This is a genomic window from Streptomyces sp. NPDC041784 (assembly GCF_055591025.1).
Genome location: NZ_JBVJAB010000002.1, coordinates 59,963 through 83,088, shown reverse-complemented (window position 1 = coordinate 83,088; position 23,126 = coordinate 59,963). Strand labels below are relative to the sequence as shown.

Annotated in this window: 16 protein-coding genes and 1 pseudogene; 9 read left to right on the top strand and 8 right to left on the bottom strand. The window is 71.4% G+C overall.

From position 1 onward, the window contains the following. Window positions 1-108 precede the first annotated feature (108 nt). The 3 genes from ACZ6D7_RS04050 (at window position 109) to ACZ6D7_RS04040 (ending at window position 4,132) form a co-directional block, all read left to right on the top strand. Window positions 109-1,302, top strand: coding sequence for an MFS transporter (locus ACZ6D7_RS04050; protein ID WP_469483173.1), 1,194 nt, complete (start codon window positions 109-111; stop codon window positions 1,300-1,302). Between the two features lie 73 nt (window positions 1,303-1,375). Continuing rightward, complete coding sequence (gene pgi / locus ACZ6D7_RS04045; protein ID WP_469483171.1) at window positions 1,376-3,028, top strand: glucose-6-phosphate isomerase; 1,653 nt, start codon at window positions 1,376-1,378, stop codon at window positions 3,026-3,028. Window positions 3,029-3,085: 57 nt separating this feature from the next. Beyond that, window positions 3,086-4,132: a hypothetical protein gene (locus ACZ6D7_RS04040; RefSeq protein WP_469483169.1), complete on the top strand. Its 1,047-nt coding sequence runs from the start codon at window positions 3,086-3,088 to the stop codon at window positions 4,130-4,132. Between the two features lie 33 nt (window positions 4,133-4,165). On the opposite strand, the gene ACZ6D7_RS04035 is transcribed toward ACZ6D7_RS04040, so the two are convergent. The 3 genes from ACZ6D7_RS04035 to ACZ6D7_RS04025 all read right to left on the bottom strand — a co-directional run bounded on the left by ACZ6D7_RS04035 (window position 4,166) and on the right by ACZ6D7_RS04025 (window position 8,037). Beyond that, complete coding sequence (locus ACZ6D7_RS04035) at window positions 4,166-6,622, bottom strand: ABC transporter permease (protein WP_469483167.1); 2,457 nt, start codon at window positions 6,620-6,622, stop codon at window positions 4,166-4,168. An 81-nt stretch (window positions 6,623-6,703) separates the two neighbouring features. Next, window positions 6,704-7,435 carry an ABC transporter ATP-binding protein gene (locus ACZ6D7_RS04030; RefSeq protein ID WP_469484517.1) on the bottom strand — a complete coding sequence of 244 codons (732 nt, stop codon included), beginning with the start codon at window positions 7,433-7,435 and terminating at the stop codon, window positions 6,704-6,706. A 68-nt stretch (window positions 7,436-7,503) separates the two neighbouring features. Beyond that, entirely contained in the window at window positions 7,504-8,037 is a 534-nt protein-coding gene (locus tag ACZ6D7_RS04025) for a PadR family transcriptional regulator (protein ID WP_469483165.1), read from the bottom strand. 135 nt (window positions 8,038-8,172) lie between these two features. Between ACZ6D7_RS04025 and ACZ6D7_RS04020 the strand changes: the two genes are divergently transcribed. From ACZ6D7_RS04020 to ACZ6D7_RS04000, 5 genes and pseudogenes are all read left to right on the top strand, one after another. Continuing rightward, window positions 8,173-9,441, top strand: coding sequence for an ABC transporter substrate-binding protein (locus ACZ6D7_RS04020; RefSeq protein ID WP_469483163.1), 1,269 nt, complete (start codon window positions 8,173-8,175; stop codon window positions 9,439-9,441). A gap of 143 nt (window positions 9,442-9,584) precedes the next feature. After that, window positions 9,585-11,254, top strand: a pseudogene (locus tag ACZ6D7_RS04015) (glycoside hydrolase family 13 protein). A 38-nt stretch (window positions 11,255-11,292) separates the two neighbouring features. Beyond that, window positions 11,293-12,621 carry an ABC transporter substrate-binding protein gene (locus tag ACZ6D7_RS04010; RefSeq protein WP_469483161.1) on the top strand — a complete coding sequence of 443 codons (1,329 nt, stop codon included), beginning with the start codon at window positions 11,293-11,295 and terminating at the stop codon, window positions 12,619-12,621. 6 nt (window positions 12,622-12,627) lie between these two features. Beyond that, complete coding sequence (locus ACZ6D7_RS04005; RefSeq protein ID WP_469483159.1) at window positions 12,628-13,989, top strand: carbohydrate ABC transporter permease; 1,362 nt, start codon at window positions 12,628-12,630, stop codon at window positions 13,987-13,989. After that, window positions 13,986-14,825 (top strand): carbohydrate ABC transporter permease, encoded by an 840-nt coding sequence (locus ACZ6D7_RS04000; protein WP_469483157.1) that lies wholly within the window; start codon window positions 13,986-13,988, stop codon window positions 14,823-14,825. The genes ACZ6D7_RS04005 and ACZ6D7_RS04000 overlap by 4 nt, the downstream gene beginning before the upstream one ends. Window positions 14,826-14,884: 59 nt before the next feature. Here ACZ6D7_RS04000 and pgl read toward each other — a convergent pair whose 3' ends face one another. From pgl to tkt, 5 genes are read right to left on the bottom strand one after another with little or no spacing between them, the layout of a single operon-like run. Beyond that, window positions 14,885-15,667: a 6-phosphogluconolactonase gene (gene pgl / locus ACZ6D7_RS03995; protein ID WP_469483155.1), complete on the bottom strand. Its 783-nt coding sequence runs from the start codon at window positions 15,665-15,667 to the stop codon at window positions 14,885-14,887. Next, the gene (gene opcA, locus ACZ6D7_RS03990; RefSeq protein ID WP_469483154.1) at window positions 15,664-16,812 is read right to left on the bottom strand and encodes a glucose-6-phosphate dehydrogenase assembly protein OpcA; all 1,149 of its coding nucleotides are present in this window, start codon (window positions 16,810-16,812) and stop codon (window positions 15,664-15,666) included. The genes pgl and opcA overlap by 4 nt, the downstream gene beginning before the upstream one ends. Continuing rightward, on the bottom strand, window positions 16,809-18,335 hold the full coding sequence (zwf, locus tag ACZ6D7_RS03985; protein ID WP_469484515.1) for a glucose-6-phosphate dehydrogenase: 1,527 nt from the start codon (window positions 18,333-18,335) through the stop codon (window positions 16,809-16,811). Before zwf ends, opcA begins: the two co-directional genes overlap by 4 nt. 1 nt (window position 18,336) lies before the next feature. Continuing rightward, on the bottom strand, window positions 18,337-19,455 hold the full coding sequence (gene tal, locus ACZ6D7_RS03980) for a transaldolase (RefSeq protein WP_469483151.1): 1,119 nt from the start codon (window positions 19,453-19,455) through the stop codon (window positions 18,337-18,339). Between the two features lie 34 nt (window positions 19,456-19,489). Further along, window positions 19,490-21,577, bottom strand: a complete 2,088-nt coding sequence (gene tkt, locus ACZ6D7_RS03975; protein WP_469483149.1) for a transketolase — start codon at window positions 21,575-21,577, stop codon at window positions 19,490-19,492. A gap of 410 nt (window positions 21,578-21,987) precedes the next feature. On the opposite strand from tkt, the gene ACZ6D7_RS03970 reads away from it, so the two are divergent. Next, window positions 21,988-22,941 (top strand): heme o synthase, encoded by a 954-nt coding sequence (locus ACZ6D7_RS03970; protein ID WP_469483147.1) that lies wholly within the window; start codon window positions 21,988-21,990, stop codon window positions 22,939-22,941. Window positions 22,942-23,126 lie beyond the last annotated feature (185 nt).

Sequence of the window (23,126 nt, the reverse complement as noted above, 5' to 3'; positions counted from 1 at the left end):
GGTTCACCGTGTACGCGGTGAACCGGCCGACCGGGAGGGGGAGTCGTGGCGGGGGAGGTGCGCACGCCCGCGTGGCGTGGGGGATTCGGGCGGCTGTGGAGTGCCGCCGTGCTGTCCAGCTTCGGTGACGCCCTGCGCGCGGCGGCCCTGCCGCTGCTGGCCGTCGCACTGACCGACGACCCCCTGCTCATCGCCTCGGTCACCGCCTGCGGCTACCTGCCGTGGATCGTCTTCGGACTGCTTGGCGGCGCCGTCGCCGACCGCGTGGACCAGCGGCGCGCCATGGGCGCGGTGGACACCGTACGCGGACTTCTCGTCGCGGGCTTCGCGGTGGCCGTCGCCCTGGGGCACGCCTCGATCGCCCTGCTGATCGTGCTGGCCCTCACCCTGACCACGCTCCAGACGCTGTTCGACAACGCCTCCACGGCCCTGCTGCCCGCCCTGGTCGACCACGCGGCGCTGAGCAGTGCCAACGCCCGCCTGATGACCGGGCAGCGGATCGCCGGCGGACTGGTGGGGGCGCCGGTCGTGCCGCTGCTGATCACCATCGGGGCGGCCGTCCCGTTCGCCGTCGACGCGGTGACCTTCCTGCTGGCGGCCGCACTGGTGGCCTCGCTGCGCACCGCCGCGCCCGAGCGGGAGCCGAGAGCGGCGGGCAGCACCCTGCGCCGCGAGATCGCCGAAGGACTGCGCCACCTGTGGCGGGACGCCCCCCTGCGGGGCCTGTGCGCCGCCACCGCCCTGTGCAACATCGGCATGGGTGCCCAGCTCGCCACGCTGGTCGTCCTGGTGACCGGCTGGCTGGACGCGGGCCCGGCGGGCTACGCGGCGGCGGCCACCGCCGTCACCCTGGGCAACCTCGCCGGGGGACTGGTCAACGGCCGGCTCGTGCAGCGCCTCGGCCCCGTCCGTGCCGTGCTCCTCGCCGGCACGGTGCAGACCGGAGCCCTCGTCGTCATGGGGACCGTGCGCAGCCTGGCCGCCCTGGTCGCCGCCCTCGCCGTCTTCGGGTTCATGGGCATGGTGTGGAACGTCAACACGACGACCCTGATGCAGCGGCGCAGCCCCGCCGAGCTGCTCGGCCGGGTGAGTTCGGCCTTCCGGACGCTGGCCTACGCCGGAGTGCCCCTGGGCGCCCTGGCGGGCGGGGCCGTCGCCGGAGCCTTCGGCCTGAACACCCCGCCCTTGCTCACGGCCGGCTTCTTCGTGCTGGCCGTCGCCGCGCTGATACCCGCGGGCCGCGCGGACGTACCTGTTGTTGCACCGCACGACGGCGTCACAACGGGTCAGGCAGCACGCTGATCAATTAGGTTGGGACCGGCAGCGGGGCAGGTACACAGCAGGACAGGCGCACGAAAGAAGGCTGAAGTCCGACATGAACGCAGACGTCCGTACGAGGCTCAACCAGACGCCCGAGTGGACCGCTCTGGTCAAGCACCGCGAGGAACTCGGCGAGGTGCGGTTGCGAGAGCTGTTCGCCGCCGACCCCGGGCGCGGCAGCGGATACACGATGCGGGTCGGTGACCTGCACATCGACTACTCCAAGCACCTCGTCACCGACGAGACGCTGCGGCTGCTGCGTGAGTTGGCCGCCGCCACCGGCGTCTTCGGCCTCAGGGACGCCATGTTCCGCGGCGAGAAGATCAACACCACCGAGGACCGCGCGGTGCTGCACATCGCCCTGCGCGCCCCGCGCGACGCGGTGATCGAGGTCGACGGGGAGAACGTGGTCCCCGCGGTGCACGCCGTCCTGGACAAGATGGCCGGCTTCGCCGAGCGGGTCCGTTCCGGCGAGTGGACCGGGCACACCGGCAAGCGCATCAAGAACGTGGTCAACATCGGCATCGGCGGCTCCGACCTGGGCCCGGCCATGGCCTACGAGGTGCTGCGCAGCTACACCGACCGCGACCTCACGGTCCGCTTCGTGTCGAACGTGGACGGCGCCGACCTGCACGAGGCCACCCGCGACCTGGACCCGGCCGAGACGCTGTTCATCATCGCGTCGAAGACCTTCACCACCATCGAGACGATCACCAACGCCACCTCCGCCCGCACCTGGCTGCTGGCCGCCCTCGGTGACCAGTCGGCCGTCGCCAAGCACTTCGTGGCGCTGTCGACCAACGCCGAGAAGGTCGCGGACTTCGGTATCGACACGGCCAACATGTTCGAGTTCTGGGACTGGGTCGGCGGCCGCTACTCCTACGACTCGGCCATCGGCCTCTCCCTGATGATCGCCATCGGCCCCGACCGCTTCCGCGAGATGCTCGACGGCTTCCGGACGGTCGACGAGCACTTCAGGACGGCCCCCGCCGAGTCCAACGTCCCGCTGCTGCTGGGTCTGCTGGGCATCTGGTACGGCAACTTCCACGACGCCCAGTCGCACGCGGTGCTGCCCTACAGCCACTATCTGTCCAAGTTCGCCGCCTACCTCCAGCAGCTGGACATGGAGTCCAACGGCAAGTACGTCGGCCGGGACGGCAAGGAGGTCGACTGGCAGACCGGCCCGATCGTCTGGGGCACCCCCGGCACCAACGGGCAGCACGCCTACTACCAGTTGATCCACCAGGGCACGAAGCTGATCCCGGCGGACTTCATCGGCTTCGCCCGGCCGGTCGCCGAGCTGAGCGGTGAACTCGCCGCGCAGCACGACCTGTTGATGGCGAACTTCTTCGCCCAGACGCAGGCCCTGGCCTTCGGCAAGACGCCGGAGGAGGTCCGCGCGGAGGGCGTGCCGGAGGAGCTGGTCGCGCACAAGACGTTCAAGGGCGACCACCCCACGACGACCGTTCTCGCCCGTGAGCTGACCCCGTCGGTCCTCGGCCAGCTCATCGCCCTCTACGAGCACAAGGTGTTCGTGCAGGGCGCGGTGTGGAACATCGACTCCTTCGACCAGTGGGGCGTGGAGCTGGGCAAGGTCCTCGCCAAGCGCGTCGAGCCCGCGCTGACCGAGGGTGCCGAGGTGCCTGGCCTGGACGCCTCCACCAAGGCCCTGGTCGCCACCTACCGGGAACTCCGCAGCCGTAGCTGAGCCGGTTCTTGTAGACTCCCGGGCGATCATGAACACGATCGCTCGGGGGAGCTCAAGGTGACAAGTACACACAGGAGTTGGACCGGCGGGACGCTCAGTGCCCGCTCGTTCCTGAAGCCTCATCACGTGGCGCGGGCGGTGTTCCACCCGACGTGGATCCCGGAGTCGCTGGATCCGACCGTGGACCAGCTCAAGCGGGTCCGGGTCATCGCCGGAGGGGTCGCCGCCCTCGGTGTCTACTCCTTCGTCCAGGGCGGGTTCGCCTTCGAGGAGATGCTGGACAACGCGGCGACCGCCTCCGCCGTCCTGTTCTTCCTTACGCCGTTCACGGTCGGTGTGATGCTCTACGTCTGGCGGCGCGGCGGCACCGTACGGCAGCTGAAGGTGCCGCTCCTCAACTCGCTGAAGCTGCTGCTGCTCTTCATCGGCTCGGTCTTCGCGACCCTGATGCTCTTCTGGAGCAGCGGCTCGTTCGGCCTGCTCCCGCAGATGGTCCTCAGCCTCGCGGGCCTGTGGATGGCCGTCTTCGTGATGGCCGGAGCGTTCCGGCTCACCGGGAACTTCTTCGGCACCGCCGCCGTGCACCGCTGTCTGCCGCCCCTGCTGGCCACGGTGACGACTTGGCTGATGGCCCTCCCCGACCTCATCACGGGCGACCTGCACGGTCTGAGCCTCACCCTGGGCGTCCTCTTCATCCTGGGCGCGCCGGTGACGGTCACGGCGATCTCCCTGCTGGAGACCCGCCGCCTCCAGCAGCGCTACGGCATCCGCCTGACGGCCCACCCGGCCACGCTCCCGCCGCCCCCGCCGCCGGCCCCGTCCATGCCCCCGACGGCACCGCCGACCGTCCCGCCGCAGTATCCGTACTACGGCACCCCGTACCCGCAGGGGGCGGGACAGCCGTACCCGCAGGGACAGCCGTACCCGCAGGGACAGCCGGGCAGCCCGTACCCGCAGGGCAACCCGTACGCCCCGGGCGCGGGGCAGCCGTATCCGCAGGGCAACCCGTACCCGCAGGGTCCCGGCCACCCGTACGGCCCGCCGCCCGGCAACCCGTACGACCCGCGTCCGCCGTACAACCCGCAGAACTTCCAGGGCGGCTGACGGGCGGCGCCGGTGCTCGGCCGCGTCCTGCGGTCAGGCCACGGCGCTCAGCGTGTCCGCCAGCCGTCGCCGGGCGGCGCGCGCCGCGGGCAGGGCGGCGAGCGCGGCCGCTCCCAGCACCGCCGCCGCAGCGAACAGCGCCAGCAGGACCGGGGACGGGCCCGCCGCGATCCCGGCACCGATACCGCTCGACCTGCCCTGCGCGTCGATCAGCCAGTGCGCCAGGGGTGCTCCCAGCAGGGTGGCGACCAGGACCGCGGCCAAGGCGGTGCCGCCGGTGGCGGTCACGGTGATCGCGGTGATCTGACGCGGGGACAGACCGATGGCCTTGAGGGCGAGCAGGTCCCGCTCGCTCTCGCGCACGGTGCCGCCGATCGCCGTCAGCAGCTCGATGAGCCCGATGAGGGCGAGGACGACGATCAGTCCGACGACGACCGCGCGCAGCGCCGAGAGCCCGTCGGCCGGGTTGGTCACGGTGTGCACGTCCAGGTGCCCCTGCCCGGCGGTGGTCAGCCGGTCGGTGACCTTGCCGGGGTCGGCGTCCGGGTGCAGCCGTACCTGGTAGAGGGTGGGGGCCAGCCTCGGGTCGTTCTCGCGGAGGGTGTCGAGCGAGGTGGAGATGACCCGGCCGGCGTTCTCCGGTTCGATGCTGCGGCCCACGATGTGCAGGATCTGCGGCTGGTCGCCCACCGTCATGCGCACCCAGTCGCCGACCCGCACGTCCAGCAGGTCGAGGAGACCCTGTCCGGCCACCGCCTCGTCCTTCTCGCGGGCGGCGCGGCCCTCAGCCAGCGTGTACGGGTACGGGTCGTCGTGGACGCCGAGGCCGCGCAGGGCGATCGTGGCCGTCTGGCCGGGGACCAGCGCCGCCACCTCGACGCCGGGATAGGCGGCGGCGACCTGCGGGTCGCGTTCCAGGAGGGCACGGGTGTCCCGGTCGCTCAGCCCGGCGTCCGCGTGGACGGTCAGCGCCGTCGGCAGTCCGATCCGCTCGGGGCTGCGGTGGAAACGGTCGATGGTGGTCCAGGCGCTCATCGCGACCACGATCAGCAGCAGCGGCAGTGCGAGCCGGGTGATCGTGGCGAGCGAGCGCAGCCGCCGGGTCCACGTCTGGTGCCAGCCCAGCACGAGTGCGGGCGGCACCCGTGCCGCGAGCGCCCACCGCGCCGCACCGGACAGCTGCCCGGCCGGACCAAGAGGCCGAGGAGGACGAGGAGGGTGAGGAAGGTGAGGAGGGTGAGGGCGCGAGGCGGGCCGCGGTTCGAGGACGTCACGCGCCCCGTCCGGTGTCCGGTCGGCGGGCCGAGGCGCGTGCCGCGGCCGGACGATCCGGCGCACCGCGCCCCTCAGCAGTCCTCCCCGGGTGTCCGCCGCGGGACGGGGCACCGGTACCGGAGGCACGCGCCCCGCCCGCCAGGCCGCGAGCCCGGTGGTCGCCCCGATGAACAGCACGGCGGCCACCGGCACCGCGAACAGCGCCGATGTGTGCCCGGGCAGCCCCTGCCACACGCCGACCGCGTCGCCGAGCCGGCCCGGGATCCGGCTCCCCAGCAGCTGGGCGAGTGTCGCCGCGGCCGCGGCGCCCAGCACGGCGTACGCGATGTGCTGGAACAGGAAGACGCGGACGACCTGGCCGGGCGTGAAACCGATCGCCTTCAGGACGGAGATGTCCCGCAGATGGCCGCGGATGCGGGTGCCGATCGCCCCGTGCACGGCGAGCCCGGCCGCCACCAGCGCGCCGAGCCCGAACAGCCCCAGCACCTGTCCCAGCAGCCGGTTGTCGCCCTGTGCCTCGGCACGCGCCTGCTGCCAGGTGGAGACCTCGCCGACCGTGCCCGCGCCCAGCACGGTGACGGCCCGCTGCACGGCGTAGTCGGTGTCGTCGGGGTCCGTCAGGCGCAGACCGATCACCTGGCCGCCCGGGTTCCGTACGGCGGACGGCAGCGCCCACACCAGGCCCGGCTCCTCGCCCGGCCGGTAGCGCGGCTCGGCGCTGTCGGCCACGCCCAGGACGGTCAGCGACCGGGAGGCGCCGGGCAGGGTGAGGGTGTCGCCGGGCCCGGCCAGCAGGGCGCGGGCGAGCCGGCTCTCCAGGACCACTCCGTCGGGGGTGGCGGGGTCCAGCCAGTGCCCGGAGGTGATCAGCGGCCGGCCGACGGCGGGCCGTTCGGCGGTGCCGCGCAGTTCGACGGAGGCACGGGCGCCGCGGGAGGCGAGGGTGGTGGAAGCGGTGGGGTAGGGGCCGGCGACGGACTCGACGCCGTCCAGCCCGGTCAGCTTCCCCGCGGGGGCGGACGGGTCGGTGTGGAGCCACACGTGGGCGCCGCGCGCCTGGGTGAAGACGCGCTGCCAGGGGTTGGTGGCGTACCCGAAGAGCGCCGTGGCCAGCAGCAGCGAGGCGACGATGCCGGCGGTGGCGAGCACCAGGAACAGCGCCTCGCCGCGGTGCGTGCGCAGATCGGAGTGGGCCCAGCGCAGGGTGGCTCGCACGCGCCTCAGCCTCTCTGCCCGCGCGGAGCGCGACCGCCACCGGCCGGCCCGCCGGGCACCCGCATGTCGGTCACCCGCATGTCAGTCCCTCAGCTCCAGCACCCCGGATATCCCGGCGCGGCGCGAGGGCGTGGTGCCGTCCAGTTCCGCGTCGTCGGCGATCCGGCCGTCGAAGAAGCTGATCACCCGGTCCGCGGCGCTCGCCAGCCGGGCGTCATGGGTGACCAGCACGATCGTCTGGCCACGCCGGTGGAAGCGGGACAGCAGCCGCATCACCTCACGGGTGCCCTTGCTGTCCAGGCTGCCCGCGGGCTCGTCGGCCAGCAGCAGCGGCGGGTGGTTGACCAGCGCGCGGGCCAGCGCGACCCGCTGCTGCTCGCCGCCGGACAGCTCGCCCGGCATGCTCCGCTCCTTGCCCGCCAGCCCCAGTTCGGCCAGCAGCTCCTCGCGCTCGGCCCGCGCCCGCCGCGGCGCCGTCCCGGCGAGCAGGGCGGGCAGCTCCACATTGTCGGCGACGGACAGGTTCGACACCAGGTTGAAGAACTGGAAGACGATCCCGATGCGCTTCCTGCGCTCCACGGCCCAGCGCGCCTCGCTGTAGCCGTCCGTGCACCGGCCGTCCAGCCAGACACTCCCACTGTCCGGCCGCTGCAACCCGCCCAGCAGGTGCAGGAGTGTCGACTTGCCGGCCCCGGACGGACCGGTGACGGCGACGAACTCGCCCTGCCGTACGCACAGGTCGACCCCGCGTACGGCGTGCGCCGGGGCGCCCTCGCCGTAGTGCGTCTTGACCAGGCCCTCGGCACGCAGCAGCACAGGCCGGTCCTCGGCGCGCGGCACCGGAGCCTCGCCGGCGCGGGGCGCGGAGGCGGGACGGTCGCTCACTCCAGCTCCTCCAGCTCTTGCAGCTCTTCCAACTCTTCCTGGCACCGTTCCAGCCAGTCGAGGTCGGCCTGGAGGTGCAGCATCGCGCCCTCGATCAGCAGGTGGGCGATGCGGTTGTCCCGGTTCTCGGCGGCGGCCAGCTTCGACAGATCGCGCATGGTGGTGAGGTACTGGCGCCGCTGCTTGTTGATGAGGGAGATCTGGTCGGCGAGACCGGTCCGCGGAGCGAGAGCCAGTTTCATGAAGAACTCGTCCCGCACCCGTGGCTCGTCCTCGGGCTCCTCGAACCAGGTGCGCAGCGCCGCCCGCCCGGTGTCGGTGAGGTGGTAGACCTTTTTGTTGGGCCGGCTGGACTGCTCGACGTCCTCGCCCTCGATCAGTCCCGACTTCTCGAGGCGGCCGAGGGTCACATAGATCTGGCCGACGTTCGGCTGAGGGTACGCGGAGCCCAGCATCTGCTCAAGGTCCTGCTTGAGCTCGTAGCCGTGGGCCGGGCCGCGTGCCAGCAGGGCCAGGAGGGGCAGCCGCACTCGTGCTCTCCTCCTCGCATCCTGGGTAATGTGCCGCGGGCCCTAGTATCGCGCATACCTAACAGGTATACATGGCCTCTGACTCCGGGCGACGACGCCCGGCGCCGGTGTACAAGGGTGTACAAGGAGGAACCTATGCGGTGGATACACGCCGCGGGTAGGGGCCTCCTCGTCCTGGTCGTGGTCATGACCGGTTACCTCGCCTCGGGCGCCCGTGCCGACGAGGGCCCGGCATCCGGCCGCGGGCCGCTGACCCTGGCCACCGCCGGCGACCTCACCGGCTATCTCGGCCCCCTGCTCGAGGGCTGGAACCGTACGCACCCCGGCGAGCGGGTCACTCTCGTCGAGCTGCCGGACTCCGCCGACGAGACCCACGCGCAGATGATCACCGACCTGCGCGCCGACGGCGGCCGCTTCGACCTCCTCAACATCGACGTCAGCTGGACCTCGGAGTTCGCCGCGGCGGGCTGGATCAGACCGCTGCCGCGCGACCGTTTCCCGCTGGGGACCTTCCTGCCGCCGGTCGTCGACACGGCGACCTACGACGGCCGGCTGTACGCCGTCCCGTACGTCACCAACGCCGGACTGCTCCTGTACCGCAAGGACGTCCTCGCCCGGGAGGGCGTCCCGCCGCCGCGCACCTGGGCCGAGCTGGAGCGGGCCGCGAGGACCATCGCGCCGAAGTACGGACTGGACGGCTACGCGGGCCAGTTCCTGCCGTACGAGGGCCTCACCGTGAACGCGGCGGAGGCCGTGTACTCGGCGGGCGGCACGATCCTCGGCGACGAGGGCGAACGCGTCACCGTGAACTCCACGGCGGCCCGCGAGGGCATCGAGTTCCTCGCCCGCGGGGTGCGCGAGGGCTGGATCCCGAAGCGGGCGCTCACCTACAAGGAGGAGGAGTCCAAGCAGGCCTTCCAGGACGGCCGGCTGCTCTTCCTGCGCAACTGGCCGTACGCCTACGCCGTCGCGTCGGCCGAGGGCTCACCCGTCGCCGGCCGGATCGGCGCCGTACCGCTGCCGGGCCCCGACGGGCCGGGAACGAGCGTGCTCGGCGGCTCCAACCTGGCCGTCAGCACCCATGCGCGGCACCCCGACTCCGCCGCGCGTCTGATCGCGTACCTGACCAGCGCGCCCGTCCAGCGCCAGGTGCTCACCCGCGGCGCGCTGCCACCCGTGCGCGCCGCGCTGTACGAGGATCCCGCGCTGGTGCGGGAGTTCCCGTACCTGCCGACCCTGCGCGCCAGCGTGCTCTCGGCCGCGCCGCGCCCCAAGAGCCCGTGCTACGACCAGGTCAGTCTGGTCGTGCAGGCGGTCGTGCGGGACGCGATGGCCGGGCACCAGACGTCCGCCACGGCGGTGCGCCGACTGGCGCGAGAACTCGACGTCCTCGCCGACTGCTGAACCCCTTCCTAGTTACTTGTTAGGTAACGCCAGGGTCTCTTCTTGACTCTCTTTCGCCCGATAAGTCCCGATATCACAGGGCAACTCTCCGGTAGCTTCCGTTCTGTTCATTGACACCCTCGCGACACGCCTACCTAACATGCATGCATAACGGTTGCCCTCCGCAGAGACAGGTCAATGGGTTGAACAGGCATCACTGGTGGCGCGACGCGGTGATCTACCAGGTCTACGTCCGCAGCTTCCTGGACAGCACCGGCGACGGCGTCGGCGATCTCGCCGGGGTCAGGGCCGGGCTGCCGTACCTGAAGAAGCTGGGTGTCGACGGGATCTGGCTGAGCCCCTTCTACCCCTCGCCGCAGCACGACCACGGCTACGACGTGGCCGACTACCGCGACGTCGACCCGCTCTTCGGCGACCTCGCCGAGTTCGACCTGCTGATGGCGGCCGCCCGGCGGCTCGGCGTCAAGGTGCTCCTGGACATCGTCCCCAACCACTGCTCCAGCGAGCACCCGTGGTTCCGCGAGGCGCTGGCCGCCGAACCCGGCAGCGCCGCCCGCGCCCGCTTCCACTTCGCCGACGGGCGCGGCCCCGAAGGCGCCGAGCCGCCCAACAACTGGCACGCCATGTTCGGCGGACCGGCCTGGAGCCGGGTGACCGAGGCGGACGGCCGGCCCGGCCAGTGGTACCTGCACATGTTCACGCCCCAGCAGCCCGACTGGAACTGGCGCACCCCCGAGGTCGCCGACGAGTTCGAGCGCACCCTGCGCTTCTGGCTCGACCGGGGCGTCGACGGCTTCCGCATCGACGTGGCAGCCGGCCTCTTCAAGCACCCGGAGCTGCCCGACTCCCCGGACCCCGAGGCCGACGCCCGCACCCGCGACTCCGTCAACCCGCTCGCCTGGAACCAGCCCGAGGTGCACGACGTGTGGCGGCACTGGCGGTCGGTGTGCGAGGAGTACACGGCCCGCGACGGCCGCGACCGGCTCCTGGCGGCGAGGTGTCCGTGCCCACGGCCCGCGAGCACGCCCGGTACGTCCGGGCGGACGAGCTGCACCAGGCCTTCTTCTTCGACCTGCTCGGCGCCCCCTGGGACCCCGACGCCTTCCGCAAGGTCATCTCCGAGGCGATGCAGGACATCGCCGGCACGGGCTCGACGGTCACCTGGGTCCTCAACAACCATGACCAGGTCCGCACCGTCACCCGCTACGGCGAACCCGCCACCGAGGGCAGCGGCCTCGGCGCCGCCCGCGCCCGCGCCGCCGCGCTGCTGATGCTGGCGCTCCCCGGAGCCGCCTACATCTACCAGGGCGAGGAACTGGGCCTGCCCGAGGTCCTCGACCTGCCCGACGACGTGCTCACCGACCCGATCTTCCACCGCACCGGAAGCCGCGCCCGGATCCGGGACGGCTGCCGCGTCCCGCTCCCGTGGTCGGGCCAGGCGTCCCCGTTCGGCTTCACCTCCGGCGCCGAGAGTGCCAAGCCCTGGCTGCCGCAGCCCGAGTACTTCGCCGAGTACGCCACCGACCGCGCCCTCGCCGACACCCGCTCCTTCTGGCACCTGTACCGCGACGGCCTCCAGCTTCGCGCGGCCCTGACCCAGTTGGGCGAGGGCACGCTGCGCTGGCTGGACACCCCGCCCGGCGTTCTCGCCTTCGCCCGCGGCGACGACCTCGTCTGCGCCGTCAACTTCGGTACGGCGCCCACCCCCGCGCCGGTCTCCGGCACACCCCTGCTGGCCAGCGGCCCCTGCCCGGCCAGGGTGCTGCCCGGCTCGACGGCCGCCTGGTGGATCGACGACCGACGACTCTCCTGAACCTCCGTCAACTCCCCATCCCCGAAGGGACATCAACGATGATGCGACGACGTACCCCCGCCACCCTGCTCACCGGCTGCACCGCCCTCGCCCTGGCGCTCGGCGCGACCGCCTGCGGCGGCGGGCCGGTCTCGGCCGGCGGCGACAAGGCGCTCGACGGCCAGACGGTCACCGTGGCCGGCGTCTGGTCCGGCAGCGAGCAGAAGAACTTCCAGAAAGTGCTGGACGCGTTCGCCGAGAAGACCGGCGCGAAGACGCAGTTCGTGTCGACCGGGGACAACGTCTCCACCGTCGTCGGCAGCAAGATCGAGGGCGGCAACGCCCCCGACGTGGTGATGGTCCCGCAGGTCGGCGTGCTCAAGCAGTTCGCGCAGCAGGGCTGGCTCAAGCCGCTGTCCGCCACCACCGAGAAGGCCGTGGACGCGGGATACGCGCCCGTGTGGAAGACGTACGGCAGCGTCGACGACACCCTGTACGGCCTCTACTTCAAGGCCGCCCACAAGTCGACGGTCTGGTACAGCCCCGACGCCCTCGCCCAGGCCGGCGTCGAGCCGCCGAAGACGTACGACGCGATGCTGGAGGCCGGACGCACCGTCTCCGACTCGGGCCTCGCCGCCTTCTCCGTGGCCGGACAGGACGGCTGGACCCTCACCGACTGGTTCGAGAACGTCTACCTCTCCCAGGCCGGCCCCGAGAAGTACGACGCCCTCGCCGCGCACGAGCTGAAGTGGACGGACGCCTCCGTGGTCGAGGCGCTCACCACGCTCGGCAAGGTCTTCGCGGACGAGCAGCTGACCGCGGGCGGGCAGAAGGGGGCCCTGAACACCGACTTCCCGGGCTCGGTGGAGAAGGTGTTCGGACCCGAGCCCGAGGCCGGCATGGTCTACGAGGGCGACTTCGTCGCCGGCGTCGCCAAGGACCAGTTCGGCAAGAGCATCGGGGAGGACGCCGACTTCTTCCCGTTCCCGGCGGTCGGCTCCGGCAAGGCGCCGGTGGTCAGCGGCGGCGACGCCGCGGTCGTCCTCAAGGACGGCAAGAACGCCGACGCCGGCATGCAGCTGCTGGAGTACCTCGCGACCCCCGAGGCCGCGGCCGTGTGGGCCGAGGCCGGCGGCTTCCTGTCCCCGAACAAGAAGCTCGACCTCGCCTCCTACGGTGACGACGTCACCCGTGCGACCGCCGAGTCCCTCGTCGCGGCCGGGGACTCGGTCCGCTTCGACATGTCCGACCAGGCGCCGGCGGCCTTCGGCGGCACCAAGGGCGCCGGCGAATGGAAGATCCTCCAGGACTTCCTGCGCGACCCGTCCGACCCGAAGGCGACCGCGGCCCGGCTGGAGAGCGCGGCGGCCAAGGCGTACAAGGGCTGATCGGCCATGACCGCGACCCTGGTGAAAGAGGCGCCCGCGCCCTCGGCCGGCCTCGCCGGGCGGGCCCGGAGCATGCGACGGCGCGGCCGGCTCGTCGCCGTGCTGTTCGCCCTGCCCGCACTGCTCCTGCTCGGCGCGCTCGTCGTCTACCCCGTGCTGTTCTCCGTCGGGCGCAGCTTCTTCGACGCGTCCGGCACCCGCTTCGTGGGCGGCGAGAACTACACCGAGATGTTCCGCGACCCGGCGACCCTCAAGGCGGTGCGGAACACCGCCGTCTGGGTCGTCGTGGCGCCGGCCCTGCTGACCGGCCTCGGACTCGTCCTCGCGGTGCTGGTGGAGAAGATCCGCTGGGCCACCGCCTTCAAGCTGCTGCTGTTCATGCCGATGGCGGTGTCCTTCCTCGCCGCCGGCATCGTCTTCCGCCTCGCCTACGAGGAGGACCCGGACAAGGGCGTGCTGAACGCGGCCGTGGTCTCCGTGCACGACGCCTTCACGGGCACGTCGGCCTATCCGACGGCGCGGGCCCGCGACGGCCAGGGGCTCACGGCGGATCCGGACGGCTCGTACCGGACGAGCGCGAGCGTCTCCCCGGGGGACGCGGTGACGCTCGGCCTGGTCGGTGTCCCGCCCGCCCAGCTGCCCGACGGCGCCGAACCGGCCCAGGCGGCCGCCGGCCGCACGGCGGCGCCCGACGAACTGCGCGGGGTGGTCTACCTGGACTTCACGCCCGGCGGGGGAGGGCGGCAGGGCGAGGTCGACCGGCGCGAGAGCGGGCTGCCGGAGATGAGGGTCGAGGCGGTGCGCGACGGGAAGGCGGTCGCGTCCGCCACCACGGCGGCGGACGGCTCCTTCCGCCTCTCCGGACTGGACGCGGGCTCGTCGTACACCGTGCGGCTGCCCGCCTCGAACTTCGCCGCACCCTACGACGGCGTCTCCTGGCTCGGACCGGCGCTCGTCACACCGGCGATCATCGGGGCGTACCTGTGGATCTGGACCGGGTTCGCGATGGTGCTGATCGGCGCGGGCCTCGCGGCCCTGCCGCGGGACGCGCTGGAGGCGGCGCGGATGGACGGCGCGAACGAGTGGCAGATCTTCCGGCGGATCACGGTGCCGCTGCTGGCACCCGTACTGACCGTGGTCTTCGTGACCCTGGTGATCAACGTGATGAAGGTCTTCGACCTCGTCTACATCATCGCGCCCGGCCCGGTGCAGGAGGACGCCACCGTGCTCGCCACACAGATGTGGCTGGTGTCCTTCGGCGGCGGCAACGACCAGGGGCTCGGCAGCGCGCTGGGTGTGCTGCTCCTGCTCCTCGTGGTCCCGGCCATGGTCTTCAACATCCGTCGCTTCCGGAGGAGTCAACGATGAACGCGGTCAGGCGTGGCCTGGGCAACGGGCTGGTGCAGGCCTTCCTCGTGGTGATCGGTCTTGTGTGGCTGACTCCGCTGGCGGGACTGCTGCTGTCGTCGCTGCGGTCGGCCGAGGACACGGCGAAGGGCGGCTGGTGGACGGTGTTCGCCAGTCCCGGACAGCTGTCCTTCGACAACTACTCGGCACTGCTGGAGAACGCCGGCATCACCCGGGCGTTCTGGAACACCGTACTGATCTCGGTGCCGACGACCGTGCTGGTCGTCGTCCTCGCGGCGCTCGCCGGATACGCCTTCGCCTGGCTGGACTTCCCGGGCCGCGACGCGGTCTTCCTGGTGGTGGTGGCCCTGCTGGTGGTGCCGGTACAGATCGGGCTGCTGCCCGTGGCCAAACTCTTCGGGCAACTGGGCCTGTTCGGCACGATTCCCGGAGTAGTCCTCTTCCACGTGGCGTACGGCCTGCCCTTCGCCGTGTTCCTGCTGCGCAACTACTTCGCCGAGATGCCGAAGGAGATGCTGGAGGCGGCCCGCATGGACGGCGGCAGCGAATGGCGGATCTTCACCCGGCTCGTCCTGCCGGTGGGCCGGCCCGCGATCGCCAGCCTGGCCATCTTCCAGTTCCTGTGGGTGTGGAACGACATGCTGGTGGCGCTGCTCTTCGCGGACAGCTCCGCCCAGCCCCTGACGGTCCAGCTCCAGTCGCAGATACGACAGTTCGGCAGCAACATCGACGTCCTGGCGCCCGGCGCGTTCCTGTCGCTGGTGGTGCCGGTGGCCGTGTTCTTCGCCTTCCAGCGGCACTTCGTACAGGGGGTGATGGCGGGTTCGGTGAAGTAGGGGCGGCGGGAGGCGCGGTCACCCGAAGGTGCCGTCACCCCCCCACCGCTCCGGCGGCCTCAGGGAGAGGCCGGCGGGTACAGCGATCGCGGCAGGCGGGAGGCCGCCGCCGTGTCCAGCAGCCACAGGGTGCGGGCCCGGCCGCGGGCGCCCGCCGCCGGGGCCTGGATCTCGCCCGCGCCGGAGAGGGCCATCGCCGCGGCGTTCGCCTTGTCCTCGCCGGCCGCCAGCAGCCACACCTCACGGGCCGCCCGGATCGCCGGCAGGGTCAGGCTGACCCGGGTCGGCGGGGGCTTGGGCGCGCCCCGGACGCCGACCACCGTGCGCTCGGTCTCCCGTACGGCCGGCAGCTCCGGGAAGAGCGAGGCCACATGGGTGTCCGGGCCGACGCCCAGCATCAGGACGTCGAAGGTGGGCACGGCGCCGTGGTTCTCGGGGCCGGCCGCACGGGCCAGCTCCTCGGCGTACGCCTCCGCGGCCGCCTCCACGTCGGTGCCGTACGGGCCGTCGGACGCGGGCATGGCGTGCACGCGCTTCGGGTCCAGGGGCACCGAGTCCAGCAGGGCCTCGCGGGCCTGCGTGACATTTCGCTCCGGATCGCCCTCGGGCAGGAACCGCTCGTCGCCCCACCACAGGTCGAGCCGGCCCCAGTCGATCGCGTCCCGGGCCGGCGCGGCGGCCAGCGCGGCCAGCAGGCCGTTGCCGTTGCGGCCGCCGGTGAGGACCACGGACGCGGAGCCCCGGGAGGCCTGCGCGTCCACGATCTTCGTGATGAGCCGGGCCGCGGCGGCCTGCGCCATCAGTTCCTTGTCGTGGTGCACGACGAGCTGGGGAGCACTCACTTCGCCGCCGCCTTCTTGGAGGGGGCCTTCTTCACCGGTTCCGGCGCCGCCACTTCCCGTGCGGGACCTTTCGCAGCGGTTTCGCCGGCGTCCTTCGGTTCTCCTTTGGCGACGGCGGGCTCCTCGGCGTGCTGCTCGGAGGCCACCGGCTGCTCGGAAGCCACCGGCTGCTCGGAGGCCGCAGGCTTCTGGGAGGCCACGGCCCCCGGCACGGCCGTCGACGCGTTCAGCCGCTCCACCCCGAACCGCAGGGCGGACGCGTACGTGTCGTCCGGGTCCAGCCGGCGCAGCTCCTCCGCGATCAGCTCGGCCGTGTCGCGGCGCTTGAGCGCCACCGCGCGGTCGGGCTGGCCCTGGATGGAGAGCGTGGCCAGCGAGCCGTCGGCCCGGTCCAGCACGATCGGACCGGCGTCGGTCGCCATCCGGACCGCCGTGAGCCCCGGCCCGCCGGACAGCGAGCGCTTGACGGGCACGTGCAGCCGGTCCGCGAGCCACATCGCCAGCAGCTCGCAGCTCGGGTTGAACTCCTCGCCCTCCACCTCGACCGAGTTCACCGTGCAGGTGACCTGGTCCAGGGCCGCCGCCAGCATCGAACGCCAGGGCGTGATGCGGGTCCACGACAGATCCGTGTCACCGGGGGTGTAGGTGTCGGAACGGGCGCCCAGCTCGCGCACCGGCTGCTCGGAGGCGTAGGTGTCGGTGACCCGGCGCTGGGCCAGCGCGCCGAGCGGGTCGGCGGCCGGGTCCAGCGGCGCGTTCACCGGCCACCAGACGACCACGGGGGCGTCCGGCAGCAGCAGCGGCAGCACGACCGACTGCGCGTGGTCGGCCACCTCGCCGTACAGCCGCAGCACGACCGTCTCGCCGGTGCCCGCGTCCGCGCCCACGCGCACCTCGGCGTCGAGGCGGGACTGGGTGCGGTCACGGGGGGAGCGGGAGACACGCTTGATGACCACGAGCGTGCGCGAGGGGTGCTCGCGCGACGCGTCGTTGCCGGCCTTGAGCGCGTCGTACGCGTTCTCCTCGTCCGTGACGATGACCAGGGTGAGCACCATGCCCACGGCCGGCGTGCCGATCGCCCGCCGGCCCTGGACCAGCGCCTTGTTGATCTTGCTGGCGGTGGTGTCCGTCAGGTCTATCTTCATGGCCGGCGCCAGCTCCGTCCGTCTCGTTCGAGCATCTGGTCCGCCTCGACGGGCCCCCAGGTGCCGGCCGGGTACTGCGCGGGCTTGCCGTTGCTGTCCCAGTACCGCTCGATCGGGTCGAGGATCTTCCAGGACAGCTCGACCTCCTCCGTGCGCGGGAAGAGGTTGGAGTCGCCGAGCAGCACGTCGAGGATGAGGCGCTCGTACGCCTCGGGCGAGGACTCCGTGAACGACTCGCCGTAGGCGAAGTCCATGGACACGTCCCGGATCTCCATCGAGGTGCCCGGCACCTTGGAGCCGAAACGGACCGTCACGCCCTCGTCGGGCTGGACGCGGATGACGATCGCGTTCTTGCCCAGCTCCTCCGTCGCCGTGTGGTCGAAGGGGGAGTGCGGGGCGCGCTGGAAGACCACCGCGATCTCGGTGACCCGCCGGCCCAGCCGCTTGCCGGTGCGCAGATAGAAGGGGACGCCCGCCCAGCGGCGGTTGTCGATCTCGACCTTGATGGCGGCGTAGGTGTCGGTCTTCGACTTCGGGTCGATGCCGTCCTCTTCGAGGTAGCCGATGGCCTTCTCGCCGCCCTGCCATCCGGCCGCGTACTGGGCGCGCACGGTGTCACGGCCGAGGTCCTCGGGCAGTCGTACGGCCCCGAGCACCTTGGTCTTCTCCGCGGCCAGCGCGTCCGCGTCGAAGGAGGCGGGCTCCTCCATGGCGGTGAGCGCCATCAGCTGCAGGAGGTGGTTCTGGATGACGTCACGGGCGGCGCCGATGCCGTCGTAGTAGCCGGCGCGGCCGCCGATGCCGATGTCCTCGGCCATGGTGATCTGCACATGGTCCACGAAGGACCGGTTCCAGATCGGCTCGAACATCGTGTTGGCGAAGCGGAGCGCCAGGATGTTCTGGACGGTCTCCTTGCCCAGGTAGTGGTCGATGCGGAAGACCTGGTCCGGGGCGAAGACCTCGTGGACGACCTGGTTCAGCTCCTTGGCCGACTCAAGGTCGTGGCCGAAGGGCTTCTCGATGACCGCGCGGCGCCAGGAGTCCTTCGTCTGGTCGGCCAGCCCGTGCTTCTTCAGCTGCTGGATGACCACCGGGAAGGAGCGCGGCGGCACCGAGAGGTAGAAGGCGAAGTTGCCACCCGTGCCCTGCGCCTTGTCCAGCTCCTGGATCGTGGCCCGCAGCCGCTCGAACGCGTCGTCGTCGTCGAAGGTGCCCTGCACGAAGCGCATGCCCTGGATGAGCTGCTGCCAGACCTCCTCACGGAAGGGCGTGCGCGCGTGCTCCTTGACGGCGTCGTGGACCTCCTGCGCGAAGTCCTCGTTCGCCCATTCGCGGCGGGCGAAGCCGACCAGCGAGAAGCCCGGCGGCAGCAGACCCCGGTTGGCGAGGTCGTAGACGGCGGGCATGAGCTTCTTCCGGGACAAATCGCCCGTGACGCCGAAGATGACCAGGCCCGACGGCCCCGCGATACGCGGGAGCCGTCGGTCTGCGGGGTCACGCAGCGGGTTGCTGCTCGACAAGATTTCAGCCCTCCGAGGGGGCGAGGCGCTCCAGCTCCGCCTCGGTCGACTTGAGCAGGTCGTTCCAGGACGCCGCGAACTTCTCGACGCCCTCGTCCTCCAGCAGCTGCACCACGTCGTCGTACGAGATCCCGAGCCGCTCGACCGCGTCGAGTTCGGCGCGGGCCTGCTCGTACGTACCGACGATGGTGTTGCCGGCGATCAGGCCGTGGTCGTCGGTGGCCTGAAGGGTGGCCTCCGGCATGGTGTTCACCGTGTTCGGCGCGACCAGGTCGTCGACGTACAGGGTGTCCTTGTACGCCGGGTCCTTCACACCGGTGGAGGCCCACAGCGGACGCTGCTTGTTGGCGCCGGCGCTCTGCAGCGCGTCCCAGCGGCCGCCCGCGAAGACCTCCTCGTACGCCTGGTAGGCGAGCCGGGCGTTGGCGAGGGCCGCCTTGCCGCGCGCGGCCTTGGCCTCGTCGGTGCCCAGCGCGTCGAGGCGCTTGTCGATCTCGGTGTCCACGCGGGACACGAAGAAGGACGCCACCGAGTGGATCAGCGAGAGGTCGAGGCCCTTCTCACGGGCCTTCTCCAGGCCCGCCAGGTAGGCGTCCATGACCTCGCGGTAGCGCTCCAGCGAGAAGATCAGCGTGACGTTGACGCTGATGCCGTTGCCGATGACCTCGGTGATCGCCGGCAGACCCGCCTTGGTGGCCGGGATCTTGATCAGCGTGTTGGGGCGGTCGACCAGCCAGGCGAGCTGCTTGGCCTCGGCGACCGTCGCCCGGGTGTGGTGCGCCAGGCGCGGGTCGACCTCGATCGACACCCGGCCGTCCTGGCCGTCGGTGGCGTCGTAGACCGGGCGCAGGATGTCGGCGGCGTCCCGGACGTCCGCCGTCGTGATCATGCGGATGGCCTCGTCGACGGTGACCTTGCGGGCCGCGAGGTCGGCGAGCTGCTGCTCGTAGCCGTCGCCGCCGCTGATCGCCTTCTGGAAGATCGACGGGTTGGTGGTGACGCCCACGACGTGCTGCTGGTCGATCAGCTCGGCGAGGTTGCCCGAGGTGATCCGCTTGCGCGACAGGTCGTCCAGCCAGATCGCGACGCCTTCTTCGGAGAGGCGCTTCAGTGCGTCTGTCATGGAAAATGCATCTCCTACGTGTCGTATGTGAGCGTCAGCGCTGGGCCGCGGCGATGGATTCCCGGGCCTGGGCGGCCACGTTCTCCGCAGTGAAGCCGTACTCCCGGAAGAGGACCTTGCCGTCGGCGGAAGCACCGAAGTGCTCCAGGGAAACGATGCGGCCGGCGTCCCCGACGTACTTGTGCCAGGTCAGACCGATACTCGCCTCGACCGAGACACGGGCCTTCACCGACGGCGGCAGGACGCTGTCCCGGTACCCCTGGTCCTGCTCCTCGAACCACTCCACGGACGGCATGGACACGACCCGCGTCGGCACACCGTCGGCCTCGAGCCGCTCGCGCGCCTCGACGGCGACGTGCACCTCGGAACCGGTCGCGATCAGGATCACCTCGGGCGTCCCCGAGGAGGCCTCGAACAGGACGTAACCGCCCTTGGCCGCGTCCTCGTTGGACTCGTACGTCGGCACGCCCTGGCGGGTCAGCGCCAGACCGTGCGGGGCGCCCTTGCCGAAGACCTTGGTGTGACGCTTGAGGATCTCGCGCCAGGCGATCGCGGTCTCGTTGGCGTCCGCCGGGCGGACCACGTTGAGCCCCGGGATCGCGCGCAGCGACGCCAGGTGCTCGACCGGCTGGTGGGTCGGGCCGTCCTCGCCGAGGCCGATGGAGTCGTGCGTCCACACGTACGTCACCGGCAGGTGCATCAGCGCCGACAGCCGGACGGCGTTGCGCATGTAGTCGGAGAAGACGAGGAACGTACCGCCGTAGATCCGGGTGTTCCCGTGCAGCGCGATGCCGTTCATCTCCGCGGCCATGGAGTGCTCGCGGATGCCGAAGTGGATCGTGCGGCCGTACGGGTCGGCCTCGGGCAGCGGGTTGTCCGCCGGGAGGAACGACGACGTCTTGTCGATCGTCGTGTTGTTGGAGCCCGCGAGGTCGGCGGAGCCGCCCCACAGCTCGGGGATGATCGCACCGAGCGCCTGGAGCACCTTGCCGGACGCGGCACGGGTGGCGACACCCTTGCCGGGCTCGAAGACCGGGAGCTTCTCCTCCCAGCCGGCCGGCAGTTCGCCCGCGGCGATCCGGTCGAACTCGGCGGCGCGCTCGGCGTTGTTGTCCCGCCAAAGCTGGAAGGACTTCTCCCACTCGGCCTTCGCCTGCGCGCCGCGCTCCAGCGCGCCGCGGGTGTGGGCGATGACCTCGTCGGCGACCTCGAAGGACTGCTCCGGGTCGAAGCCGAGGACGCGCTTGGTCGCGGCCACCTCGTCGTCGCCGAGCGCCGAGCCGTGCGCGGCCTCGGTGTTCTGCGCGTTCGGGGCGGGCCAGGCGATGATCGAGCGCATCGCGATGAAGGACGGCTTGTCCGTCACCTTCTTCGCGGCCTCGATCGCGTTGTAGATGGCGTGCGGGTCGAGGTCGCCGTCCGGCTTCGGGGCGATCCGCTGCACGTGCCAGCCGTACGCCTCGTACCGCTTGACGGTGTCCTCGGAGACGGCCGTCTCGGTGTCGCCCTCGATCGAGATGTGGTTGTCGTCCCACAGCAGGACCAGGTTGCCCAGCTGCTGGTGGCCGGCCATCGAGGACGCCTCGGCGGAGATGCCCTCCTGGAGGCAGCCGTCACCCGCGATGACGTACACGAAGTGGTCGAAGGGCGACTCGCCCTGCGGGGCCTCCGGGTCGAACAGACCGCGCTCGTAGCGGGCGGCCATCGCCATGCCGACGGCGTTCGCGACACCCTGGCCCAGCGGGCCGGTGGTCGTCTCGACGCCCGTGGTGTGACCGTACTCGGGGTGACCCGGGGTCTTCGAGCCCCACGTACGGAACGACTTCAGGTCGTCCAGCTCCAGGCCGAAGCCGGCCAGGTACAGCTGGGTGTAGAGGGTCAGGGACGAGTGGCCCGCGGACAGCACGAAGCGGTCGCGGCCGACCCAGTCGGCGTCCGCCGGGTCGTGCCGCATCACCTTCTGGAAGAGGGTGTACGCGGCGGGCGCCAGGCTCATCGCCGTACCGGGATGGCCGTTGCCGACCTTCTGTACGGCATCGGCGGCCAGGACGCGGGCAGTGTCCACGGCCCGCTGGTCCAACTCGGTCCACTCGAGGTCTGTGGTGGTCGGCTTGGTGCTCACCCTGGGTCAGGGCTCCTCTCCACATGTCGAAACCGGCTGCTTCGGGCGCACGCCCACCGGCTGCCGGTGCACTGGATGCCCACCGGCCGCTGTCGAGCCTACCCCTGCGAAGACGTGCGTTTTTTCGAGTCATTCCAGACTGCCGGGCCAGGCTGGGATCCGCCTCCCGACTGGCCCGTTCCGCATTCGGCACATGAATACGGAGCCGCTCATCTGACTGCTCAATCGAGCTTCAGTACGACCTTTGAGCGACCACCGATCGGACCCTCGCGCCGCTGGTGGGCGACCCCCGCCAACACGACCCCACCCCCGCGAAGGCCGGGGTATGGGCAACGTCTACAGTGGCGTGGTACGCGCGAGCCTTTACCCCGTATTCACATGGGGAGGCTCGCTGGGAGTCTCTGTCAGGGGTGTGCGTGACGGCCGTTGAATCCCGTCCAGTGGGGATCGTCGGGACGAGCCAGAGCCCGAGCCGACGGCCGGTCGGGGCCCGGGTCAAGGCGTTCGTGGCGCTGACCAAGCCGCGGATCATCGAGCTGCTGCTGATCACCACCGTTCCGGTGATGTTCCTGGCGCAGCAGGGTGTGCCCGACCTCGGCCTGGTCCTCCTGACCTGCCTCGGCGGCTATCTCTCCGCAGGTGGCGCCAATGCGCTGAACATGTACATCGACCGCGACATCGACGCGCTGATGGACCGCACCTCGCAGCGGCCGCTGGTGACCGGGATGGTCAGCCCGCGTGAATGTCTCGCCTTCGGCATCACCCTCGCGGTGGTCTCCACGCTGCTGTTCGGCCTGACCGTCAACTGGCTGTCGGCCTGGCTCGCCCTCGGCGCACTCCTTTTCTACGTCGTCGTCTACACGATGATCCTCAAGCGCCGTACCTCGCAGAACATCGTGTGGGGCGGCATCGCCGGCTGCATGCCGGTCCTGATCGGCTGGTCCTCGGTCACGAACTCCCTGTCGTGGGCGCCGGTCGTCCTCTTCCTCGTCATGTTCTTCTGGACGCCGCCGCACTACTGGCCGCTGTCCATGAAGGTGAAGGACGACTACGCGCGCGTGGGCGTGCCGATGCTGCCGGTCATCGCCTCCAACAAGGTGGTCGCCAAGCAGATCGTGCTCTACAGCTGGGTGATGGTCGCGGTCTCGCTGCTGCTCACCCCGCTGGGCTACACCGGCTGGTTCTACACCGCGGTCGCGCTGGTGGCGGGCGGCTGGTGGCTCTGGGAGGCGCACGCCCTGCACACCCGCGCGAAGGCGGAGGTGACGGGCGGCAAGCTGAAGGAGATGCGGCTGTTCCACTGGTCCATCACGTACGTGTCGCTGCTGTTCGTGGCGGTGGCGGTGGACCCCTTCCTGCGGTAAGCCCCTGCCTGCGGTGGCCCTTCTTCACCTGCGGTACCCCTTCTTCTGCGGTGGGGGGGGGGGGGGGGGGGGGGGGGGGGGGGGGGGAGGGGGGGGGGGGGGGGGGGAAGGGTACATGAAGTGTGCGCTCGCTTCGCTGTGTGCGGTAGCGGCGGTCACGGGGGTCGTCGCGACCGGATGCGGCC